Here is an 11,375-nt window from a genome sequence, read left to right as displayed (position 1 = left end):
TCATGTCCGATATCGGCCGCGTCAACCTGTTCGGAAAACTGAATCCGTTCCTCTACGAGACGCTCGAGCAGGCGACCGGGTTCTGCCGGCTGCGCGGCAATCCGTACGTCGAACTTGCGCACTGGTTCAAGCAGATGCTGCAGCGGCCCGACGGCGACCTGCAGCGCGTGTTGCGCCGCTTCGAGATCGACGAGGCCGCAATCGATCGCGGCCTCGTCGCCGCACTCGACAAGTTGCCGCGCGGCGCGGGATCGGTGTCGGACCTGTCGGTGCATATCGACGACGCGGTCGAGCGCGCGTGGGTCTATGCGACGCTGAAGTACGACGCGACGCGGATTCGCGGCGCGGTGCTGCTGCTCGCGATCCTGAAGACGCCGCAGTTGCGCAACGTGCTGGTGGCAATCACGCGCGAATTCGAGCGCATCGTGCCCGACGTGCTCGCCGACGCGCTCGAATCGATCGTAAGCGGTTCACCGGAGGCGCAACCGGCTTCGCAGGGGAGCGATACGGCAGTCCGCGGCACGACCGCCGCCGAAGGCTCGGCACTCGCACGCTTCGCCGTCGACCTGACCGCCCGCGCGCGGGCCGGCGAGATCGACCCTGTCGTCGGCCGCGACGCCGAGATCCGCCAGATCGTCGACATCCTGCTGCGGCGACGGCAGAACAATCCGTTGCTGGTCGGCGAGGCCGGCGTCGGCAAGACTGCCGTCGCGGAAGGTTTCGCGCTGCGGATCGCCGCCGGCGACGTACCGCCGTCGCTGCGCGACGTCGCGCTGTACCTGCTCGACATCGGCCTGCTGCAGGCCGGCGCGAGCGTGAAGGGCGAGTTCGAAAGCCGCTTGCGCGGTGTGATCGACGAAGCGATGTCGTCCGAGCGGCCGGCGATCCTGTTCATCGACGAAGTGCATACGCTCGTCGGCGCGGGCGGGGCGGCCGGCACCGGCGACGCCGCGAACCTGCTGAAACCGGCGCTCGCGCGCGGCCTGCTGCGCACGATCGGCGCGACCACGTGGTCCGAGTACAAGCAGTACATCGAGAAAGATCCCGCGCTGACGCGGCGCTTCCAGCTCGTCCACGTGCACGAACCGGAAGAAACGGCCGCGCTGACGATGCTGCGCGGCCTGGCCGCGAAGCTCGAGGCCCATCACCGCGTGCTCGTGCTCGACGACGCCCTGCAGGCCGCCGTCACGCTGTCGCACCGGTACATTCCCGCCCGCCAGTTGCCGGACAAGGCGATCAGCCTGCTCGATACGGCATGCGCGCGCGTCGCTGTCAGCCAGCACGCGGTGCCCGCGCCGATCGAGGACGCGCGCCGCCACATCGACGGCCTGCGCGTCGAGCAGGAACGGATCGGGCGCGAGTGCGCGCTCGGCACTGGCGACACCGCGCGGCGCGACGCGATCGACACCGAGATTTCGGCTGCGCAGGCAGAACTCGACCGGCTAGACACACGCTGGCAAACCGAGCGCGATGCGCTGGCGGCGATCGTCGATTCGCGTGCCGTGTTGCTCGACGATGATCCGTCGCACGCGCTCGATGCCGACGCGCGTGCCGCCGTCCAGGCGCGCCTTGCCGCCGCTCAGCAGGCACTGGCCGACCTGCAGGGCGATGCGCCGCTTGTGCTGCCCGCCGTCGACACGCACGCGGTGGCGGCCGTCGTCGCCGACTGGACCGGCATTCCGCTTGGCCGGATGGTGCGCGACGAGACGCAGGCCGTGCTGAAGCTCGCCGATACGCTCGGCGAACGCGTCGTGGGCCAGCGACATGCGGTCGAACTGATCGCCGAGCGGGTCCAGACCGCGCGCGCGAAGCTCGACGATCCGACCAAGCCGCATGGCGTGTTCCTGCTGTGTGGCCCGTCCGGCGTCGGCAAGACCGAAACCGCGCTTGCGCTCGCCGACACGCTGTACGGCGGTGAGCACAACGCGATCACGATCAACATGAGCGAGTTCCAGGAAGCGCACACCGTGTCGACGCTGAAGGGCGCGCCGCCAGGCTATGTCGGCTACGGGCAAGGCGGGGTGCTGACCGAGGCCGTGCGCCGCCGGCCGTACAGCGTCGTGCTGCTCGACGAGATCGAGAAGGCGCACCGCGACGTGCACGAGATTTTCTTCCAGGTGTTCGACAAGGGCTGGATGGAAGACGGCGAAGGGCGCGACATCGATTTCCGCCATACCGTGATCTTGCTGACGTCGAACGTCGGCGCCGATCGTGTGATGGAGCGATGCCGCGACCCTGAGCGCCTGCCGGACGCGCACACGCTCGCCGATGCGCTGCGCGCACCGCTGCTCGACGTGTTTCCGGCCGCGCTGCTCGGCCGGCTCACCGTCGTGCCGTATTACCCGCTGACCGACGCGACGCTCGCCCGGATCGTCTCGCTGCAGTTGCGGCGCATCGAGAAGCGGATCGACGCGCATCACGGCATCCGGCTGCACTGTACCGACGCGGCGACCGCGCTGATCGTCGAACGCTGCCGGACCATCGAATCCGGCGGCCGCATGGTCGACGCGATCCTCACGCATACCGTGATGCCACGCATCAGCCGCGCGATCCTGCAGGCCACGCTCGAAGGGCGCGCGCTGGCGTCGATCGAGGTGAGCGCGGCCGACGGCGAATTCGCTTACCGGTTCGACGAGGAGGAAACGACTTGAATCGCGTATTCACACTCGACAGCCCGCATGGCGACGACCTCAAGTTCCATACGCTCGACGGTAGCGACGAACTCGGCCGGCTGTTCGAATTCCGGATCGAGGCGCTTGCCGAAAGCCACAGCCTGTCGCTGAAGGACATGCTCGGCAAACCCGTGACGGTTCACATCGAACAGCAGGACCAGTCGACGCGCTACCTGAACGGGATCGTTGCGCGCGCAACGCTTGCTGGCCGGCGTGCCGAACGGTACTACGGCTACGAACTGGTGGTGCGCCCGTGGCTGTGGCTCGCGACGCGCCGTTCCGACTGCCGGATCTTCCAGAACAAGACCGTGCCCGAGATCGTGCAGGAAGTGCTGTCGATATACGGCTTTCCGATCGAGAACCATCTCGCGGAAATGTACGTTCCGCGCGAGTACTGCGTGCAATACAACGAGACCGATGCCGCGTTCGTGTCGCGGTTGATGGAGTTCGAGGGCATCTATTACTGGTTCAAGCATGCGGAGGACACGCATACGCTGATGCTGAGCGACGCGATGTCGTCGCACACCGCGCTGCCCGGTTACGAGACGATTCCGTACATCGCACGCGATCGCACTGCGATCGCCGACGAGGAGCATATCGACGGCTGGCTGCCCGCGCAGGAGGTGAGCGTCGGCAAGCACCAGACTACCGACTACGACTATACGAAGCCGCGCGCCGATCTTTCGTCGCAGAAGGTCGATCCGCGTGGTCATGATCACGATAGCTTCGCGTCGTTTGAGTGGCCAGGCGGTTATCGCGACGATGCGCCCGGCGCGCATTACAGCCGCGTGAGGCTCGAGGAGCAGCAAGCTGAGCATGAGCGGGCGAGTGCGGATACCGACGTGCGCGGTGCTGCGCCGGGTTACCTGTTCACGCTCGCGCATTGTCCGCGTGCGGACCAGAATCGTGAGTATTTGATCGTGCGGTGCCAGTACCGATTTCAGGAGAACGCCTATGCGAGCGACCAGGGCGCGGCGGCTGTGGTGCATCAGACGATGATGCTCGTTCAGCCGTCAAGCCTGCCTTACCGGTCACCGCGCGATACACCGCGGCCACGTACCAACGGGCCGCAGACGGCGACCGTCGTCGGCCCGCCGGGGGAGGAAATCTGGACCGATCAGTATGGGCGTGTGAAGTTGCAGTTTCGCTGGGATCGGTATGGGCAGAGCAATCAGGATTCGTCGTGCTGGGTGCGGGTGTCGAGTCCTTGGGCCGGTGGTGGATTCGGGGGCGTGCAGATTCCGCGGGTAAGTGATGAAGTCGTCGTCGACTTCCTGAACGGCGATCCGGATGAGCCGATCGTCACCGGACGGGTTTTCAACGGCGAGAAGATGCCGCCGTGGGGGCTGCCGGGGAGTGCGACGCAGAGCGGATTGCTGTCGAGGTCGTCGCCGGGCGGGACGACCGACCATGCCAATGCGTTCCGGTTCGAGGACAAGAAGGGCGCCGAGCAGCTGTGGATGCATGCGGAACGGAATTTCGACGCGGAGACGGAGGCCAATCACACGCTGTCGGTGGGGAACAACCATACGCATACGGTCGGGAACGACGAGACGATGCAGGTGAAGAACAACCGGCAACGGAGCGTGGGGCAGAACGAGACGGTCAATATCGGGCAGAACCGGGTTGCGCAGATTGGCGTGGATGAAACGCATGGGGTGGGCGGAAACCGGACGCGAACGGTCGGGAAGAACGAGACCGTGACGATCGCGTCGGATCGTGCCGCGACGATCGGCGGCAGCCACACGGAAACGGTCACGCATGGCAAGACCGAAACGATCGGCGAAGCCAAGACACTGAACGTCGGACAGATGTATCAGACGACGTCGCAGGACATGAAGACGCTGGTTGCATCGGCGCATACCGAGGAAATCGGCACGCGGACCTCGACGATCGCCAAAGCCCATACGCACACGGTCGGCGGAGAACACACCGTCAACGTCGGGGCGAACCATACGACGAACGTACAGCATCAGGTGACCGTCAACGCCGGCGATCAGCTTTCGCTCGTCTGCGGGAATTCGAGCATCGTGATGAAGAGCGACGGCACGATCACGATCCAGGGTGTCAATGTCACATCGACCGGCACGAACAGCCACAGCGTGAACGGCAAGACGGTGACGTCGTCGGCGACCGCCGAGCACACGGTCGAAGGCGCCGTCCTGAAACTGAATCCGTGACGGAGGCTCGCACGAATGCAGAACTGGCAGCCAACCAATCCGATAGAGCGCAGGTTCATGAATGCGCATTCGGACTGGATGAGTTTCGCGAAAGAGCAGGATGCGCGATTGATGATCTGGCAGACCGACGAGACGGATGCGGAGCTCGTGCGGCTGTATTTCCAGGTTCAGGACGAGACATCGTGTGCGGTCAGGACGATGCGCGCGTCGTTCGTCAATGAAGCGGGTTATGCAAAGGCATTGACGGATGAACTCATCGCGTTCTACGACAGCCGGCGAGAGGGGTCCGCTGCGCAGGGCGTACGGGCGGACTGGCAGCCGCCGTATGACGACGGCAAGAATCCCGTGCTGTATCTGTTCGCGGTTGCCGACAGCCTGATGCAGCACCATCCGGATGTTTTTCCGGCGATGGTGTTCGTGCTGGAGCCTGTGAAGGTGCGGGATGACGCGGCGTGGGTGCGGTGGATGGACGATTTGCTGTCGATCATTGCCGTCGCGCCACCGCTTGCCGAGCGCGTGCGCTTCGTCGTGCCGCGTATCGATATCGCGCCGTTTGCGGCGTTGATGCAACGGCATCGCGCCGCGGTGTACGTCGTGCGCGGCAAGTATTCGATGGCGAGCGTGCCGCGTGAACTGCTGGCGGAATCGGGCGAGCGCGGGCCGAGCGGGGAGTTTCGACGGCATTTCGTGATGCTGACCGAGATGATCGAAGGCAACAATCCTGCTCGGCTGGAGGAACTGCGTGCGGCGGCGCTGAAGGTCGCGGAGCACGAGCAGTGGTTCGATCAGTGCGTGGTCGTGCATCTGATCGCGGGGGCCGCGTATCTGAAATGGTGTGATCGGGAGAAGGCGATCGACGCGTATCGGCGCGCGGCCAGCAGTGGTACGCGGGCGGCTGAGGCCGGGCATCCGGCGGGGCACAAGCTCGTGGCGAACGGGTTGTTCGGCGAGGCGAGCGTGCATCTGACGCACAAGGATTATGCGCACTCGGCATATTGCTACGAGCGTGCGGCTGCGTCGACTACGGCGGCGAAGGACGGGTTGATGACGGTCGAGGCCTGGCGGATGAGTGCCGTTTGCTGGGAACGGGCAGGCGAGCGCGAGCATGCGCTGGAGGCCGGGTTCAATGCGCTCGATGCGGGATTGATGATCGACGAGCCGATGCGGGCGAACAGCAATCTGCCGATGGTGGTCGAGTGGATGGTGTCGCAACTGGGGGCTCATGACCGGCGGCGTAACGCGCTCAGCGAAAAAGTCGCGGCGTTGCGCGGCGGGCGTTGAGCGGGGAGGGCAGAAATCGTGGCGCTACTCGCCGTCAAGCATCTCGATCCGGTTGTTGGCGTGGACGTTCATTCGGTACTGGTCACGCCAGGTACGCCACCGGTGTTCCTGCCGCACCCCCATGTCGGGTTCATGCTCGATAAGCGCGAGTACATCCAGGCCGCAAAGGCCGTGGTCGGCTGCATTGCAACCATGATCGCGCAGGAGAAGCTGACCGAGTACATCGAAGATCATCCAGAAGATGTGAAGAAGCTGGAACACCTCGCCGATGAAGCGAACCAGCAGGTCAATGAACTGATGGGCGGCGGCAAGTTGCCTGACACGGTCGTGGAGGGGATGAAGCTCGCGAACGAGGCCAACAAGATCAAGAACCGTATCAACGACGATCTTGGCTCGAACGTCGGGTCAGGTGGCAGCAGCGGCAGGCCGATTTTCGTGAACGGGATGATGCGGGCCACGGCCGGGACGCATGCGTATCACGTTCCTGGGTTGCATTTTCCGCTCGGCGAATCGTTCGCTCCGCCGCCTGAGGAGGTTGAACCGTCGAATGACGGGGAATCGTTCATGGGCAGCAAGACGGTACTCGCCAACAACGATCCGATGTCGTACATGGCGCTGGAGGCGTTGAGTTGCTGGTCGATCGGGATGGAGCCGCCTCCGCATAACAGCGCGCATACCGATCGGACTTATCCGTCGATGCCGAGTTCGGTGATGTTGCCGATTCCGGCTGGACGGCCGGTGTTGGTGGGCGGGCCGCCGATCATGAACATGGCCGCGGCGGCGAAGGGGTTGTTCAAGGCGTTTCGCGGAAGCAAGTGGGCGAGGGCGCTGGCGGATAAGCTGAATTTGAAGTCGGGGTTCTTGCGGTGCAATGTGCTGAAAGCGGAGCCGGTCGATGCGACAACGGGGGAAGTGGTCGTGGAGCAGCACGATTTCACTGTGTCGGGGCGATTTCCACTCGTGTGGGAGCGAAATTATGCCAGTCATACCGTTTATTCCGGCGCTGTCGGTGAAAGTTGGCAAACGCCGGCTGACATCAGGCTCGAACTCGTTCCGCACAATGGCGCGACAGGCGTCGCTGCATACTTCCCAGACCATTCGAGTGCGTTCGATAAGCTGCCTGCAAATGACGGATGGACGGCCCGCATGTACGACAGGCAATACGACTATGCACTGTACCGCCAAGCCGATCGGTTGATACTACGTACGCGCGACGGTATTGAATACGGATTCATATTGCCGCTGCAATGGCGCCATTCCGTCAGACACCATGCCCGGTTGATTTTGCCGATCAAGAGAATTTCCGATCTGAATGACAATGCGTGGGTCTTTGAGCGCGATCCATACGAACGCCTCACTCGCGTTACAGAATGGACGCGCGACGGGCCGACGGCGCGCTCGGTCGAATGTGAAACAGGGCATTCTTCGCATAGCAAAGATCATTCTGCCTTATTGTTGACCGCGTTAATACTTGTTGATGAGGATGGCCACGCGCATCCGCTCGTCACATACGAACATGACGGTAATCAAAATCTAAGCGCGGCCATCGACGCGATGGCCGCGGCACATCGATTCGACTACACTGATGGCCATCGGATGGTCAGGCACACCAGTGCCCGCGGCGTATCATTCAACTATGCGTATCGTGTCGCAGACAATGGTATATGGCGCGTTGAAAGAGCTTGGGGGGATCACGGCCTCTTCGATTACCGCTTTGCGTACGACATCGAACACAATCAGACGGCAATCACTGATTCTCTCGGCCACGTTACTATCCTGCAGTTGAACGAGCAGCGCACTCCTGTAGCCGAAATCGACCCTCTCGGCGGCATAACGAGCTATAAGTACGACTCCCAAGGTCGTGCCAGCAGCAGAATCGATCCGGTGGGCCGAGCCATCAATTGGTGCTATGACCGGTATGGCAACGTTATCAAGGTAACGTTGCCCGACGGAGAGACGATCAATACAAAATACGACACGGATCATCGCCCCGTGTGCGTAATGTCCAATGGTTATACGAAACGCTATGAGTGGGATGTAAACGGTAACCTGCTCATGCAGATGACTCCGTCAGGAGCCATTTCACGCTTTGCCTACAACGAACACGGCCAGCTTGCCAAATTCACCGGGCCACTCGGCGCGGTCACGCGATTCGAGTACGACCGTACTGGAAATCCGGCCGCCCTGATTAATGCACTCGGCCATAGGGTTCAATATCGGCACGATGCGCGGGGCAACCTCGTTGAAACAATCGATGCGTTCGGACAGCATAGCTACTATCACTACGACCGAAGCGGCAACCTGACCCGAGCTATCGAACCTGGTGGGGTCGAAATCCAATGCGCTTACGATACCGACGGCAACCTGATTCGCTACCGCGACGCAGCCGGGTGTGTGACACAGATTGACTATTCGGCACTCGGTGAAGTTGAGAGACGAGTTGCGCCAGACGGAACCGCCGTCCAGTATCGATACGACACCGAGAATCGTCTGATCTGCGTCGTCAACGAGCGTGGCGAACTCTATGAACTTGAGCGGGATGCGCTCGGGAGAGTTAGCGTCGAGACCGATTACTGGGGACAAGCGCGACGGTATCAATACGGTAACGGCGGCGAACTACTTCGCAGCACCGATCCGTGCGGGCGAGAAATCGAATATGAAACAGACCGCCGCGGTCGTATTACGCGCAAACGCGTGCCTGATCCAAGACGCTCTACTGGTATTCGGACGGAAAAGTTTTCGTACGATCTCCACGGAAACCTGATTGTCGCGGAAAACGACGACTACCGCGTCGAACTGACGTACGACCCGGAGGGGCGAGTCATTCAGGAAAAGCAGGGTGACGATTTCGTCATTACCGAGACGTATGACATTTCCGGCAATCGTACGGAACGTCGAACCGAGCTTGCAGCCAACGGCGCGCTCAGCGTGCATACGGTTCGATATGAATACGACGCACTCGATGCAATCAGTTCGATCCAGATTGACGATTCGGATCCGATCGCCTTCGAACGAGACGTGCTCGGGCGCATCAACGTTGAGTTGCTTGGCGAAGCACTACGGCGAGAACTGTCCTATACAGCCGAAGGCTCATTGGCGAACCAGGTGCTAGTTTCCAGCACTGGCCCAGTGTTTTCGATCGAATACACATACGAATCCAACGGTGAACTGACGGAAAAACGCGACTCCCGTATCGGAGTCGAGAGTTTTCGATACGATCCGCTAGGACGGCTGGTCGCGCATTTCGATACCGGCGGCAAGTTACGTCAATTCCTGTATGACCCGACCGGAAGCTTGTTGACCACGAGGGTTCATCGCGACAACGGTCCGAATACAGCCGCTCCGGACGCGCAAAGAGACGACACATGGGTTCGGGACGGTAAGTTCGGCGATTGCTACTTTGCATTCGATCGCTCTGGAAATCTGGTCCACAAGCAGAGTTCACAGAGAGATTTGACTCTGCTCTGGGACGGTGATGGATTGTTGGTTGAGTCGAGAAACGCTTGTGGAGCAGCCGCAGGGGTCGGGCGATCGAGCTATGCTCAGCACAGTCACACTGACTACGTGTATGACGCGCTCCATCGCAGGGTTAAAAAAATTACGCATGTGGTGAATGGGACAGCGACAAACGGCACGCGTGAAAACACTCCGGCATTATCAACGAGGATCAGCCGTTTTTTTTGGAGTGGCAATGCGCCAGTCACGGAGCTCATTGAGCGTGCCGACAAGAGTGGCAAGGTACAAAGTCGAAGCGCTGCTGAATGGGTCTACTATCCTGGGACCTTCCGCCCATTGGCATCAATTCGATACGCTCATTCTCCGGATGTCAGGGAAAGCGAAAATCAAGAGAGCACTTCTTACCCAAATTCCTCAAACATTTTATTTTTTCATTTGGATGTCAATGGATCCCCAATTAAAGTTACCGATCAATCAGGCCATATAGTCCTCGAACATTCTCACTTATCACCAGGATATTTATCAGAAATTGATTCTATTGGAACCCTCGAACAACCGCTTCGCTTTCAAGGTCAATATTTCGATAACGAAAGCGGGCTGCACTACAACTTACATCGTTACTATGACCCGGAGATCGGATGTTACATCAGCCAGGATCCAATTGGCCTCTACGGCGGCACGAATCTCTATCAGTACGCAACCGATCCATTAGGATGGATTGATCCGCTTGGCCTCGCCCCAAGGCCAAGCGGACACGCATTGCTTCGCGGCGATGCTTATCTGCACGAAAAAACAAATGCAAAAGGTATCGGAAAACCCCATATTGACGCGGACGGAAATCTGGTTCCCGCTAACATTGGACCGGTACCGGTCGTTCGCCATGTTCTTGGCGGCTACAGAAGGTCCTCCAAAGGAAAAAGTCCGTTCACGAGTTTTTCACCTCATCAATCGATAGCTGATGGTTATGGAAGTCCGACAATAGTGCTTGATCTCCCCGCACTTCGGCGCGCGATTCGATCCGGGGAAGTAACCGGCGTTGCGATACTCAACCCGAAGCAAGTCCAACGACTTATTCAAGACGGACCGGAGGGAAAGTTTTTCACTGATATGGCGCTTGGATTTGCGCGTCGCGATACCGAATACCTAGTCTATGGGACCGTACCCAGTAGATTCATCAAGATTCGAAAGGGTTGCAGTGCCCCTGGGCCAGTACCGTAGCACGTGAGCCGCACTCGTGGCTATCATGCGCGCGACTGACCATGGCCATCTACTCAGTCAGAATGAAAAAGAGGGGACTTGACGCAAAATTCAGTGTTCACATCCTTCACGTCTGGCATCATTGATGTCTTCTACTTCACCACACTGGCACCAACCACGGATAGCGGATATGGACCTCATCTTTGATGACCAACTGGTCGGAAAAATATCGGATGCCGCCCAAGAAGGTTCTTGGTTCATGGGCAGCATAACCCTAAGCCCCTTCGGTACGTCGTTAGTCAAATTTTTTGCGTTTATGACCGACGAATCCGGTGAATTATCCGAATCGGATTTCGATTCCAAACTTCTCGACGAGAAAAACTGGTGGATCTCTGACCAGGGGGAAAGAAAGGCAATCTCTTTGCCGGCGGTGTACATCGATGACAACAGCGTCTACTGGCGATGGGCGTAGCGCATTGCCGGGAACGTCGCTACAAAGAGCAGCGGGTGATCAACGGAAACCTTGCGCCCGGATCCAGACAAATACGGAATGCTTGCCGGCGAAAGCCTTCGCGATCATCTTTATTAT

General features: G+C 60.3%; 5 protein-coding genes. All 5 read left to right on the top strand.

The features are described from left to right. Positions 1-2: 2 nt before the first annotated feature. Positions 3-2,651 carry a type VI secretion system ATPase TssH gene (tssH, locus tag U5809_RS21995; protein ID WP_322088095.1) on the top strand — a complete coding sequence of 883 codons (2,649 nt, stop codon included), beginning with the start codon at positions 3-5 and terminating at the stop codon, positions 2,649-2,651. Continuing rightward, positions 2,648-4,852 carry a type VI secretion system tip protein TssI/VgrG gene (tssI, locus tag U5809_RS21990; protein ID WP_322088094.1) on the top strand — a complete coding sequence of 735 codons (2,205 nt, stop codon included), beginning with the start codon at positions 2,648-2,650 and terminating at the stop codon, positions 4,850-4,852. Before tssH ends, tssI begins: the two co-directional genes overlap by 4 nt. A 15-nt stretch (positions 4,853-4,867) precedes the next feature. Continuing rightward, positions 4,868-6,133, top strand: a complete 1,266-nt coding sequence (locus U5809_RS21985; RefSeq protein WP_322088093.1) for a hypothetical protein — start codon at positions 4,868-4,870, stop codon at positions 6,131-6,133. A gap of 18 nt (positions 6,134-6,151) precedes the next feature. After that, the gene (locus U5809_RS21980) at positions 6,152-10,807 is read left to right on the top strand and encodes an RHS repeat-associated core domain-containing protein (RefSeq protein ID WP_322088092.1); all 4,656 of its coding nucleotides are present in this window, start codon (positions 6,152-6,154) and stop codon (positions 10,805-10,807) included. A gap of 169 nt (positions 10,808-10,976) precedes the next feature. Continuing rightward, entirely contained in the window at positions 10,977-11,258 is a 282-nt protein-coding gene (locus U5809_RS21975) for a hypothetical protein (RefSeq protein ID WP_322088091.1), read from the top strand. The last annotated feature ends 117 nt before the right edge of the window (positions 11,259-11,375 follow it).

The organism is Burkholderia sp. BCC1999 (genome assembly GCF_905339975.1).
Classification (GTDB): Bacteria; Pseudomonadota; Gammaproteobacteria; order Burkholderiales; family Burkholderiaceae; genus Burkholderia.
This window is presented reverse-complemented; position numbering and strand designations above follow the sequence as displayed.

Coding starts and splice junctions, on each gene's coding strand:
- U5809_RS21975 (WP_322088091.1), top strand. CDS start 10,977: ATGGACCTCATCTTTGATGACCAACTGGTCGGAAAAATATCGGATGCC.
- U5809_RS21985 (WP_322088093.1), top strand. CDS start 4,868: ATGCAGAACTGGCAGCCAACCAATCCGATAGAGCGCAGGTTCATGAAT.
- tssH (WP_322088095.1), top strand. CDS start 3: ATGTCCGATATCGGCCGCGTCAACCTGTTCGGAAAACTGAATCCGTTC.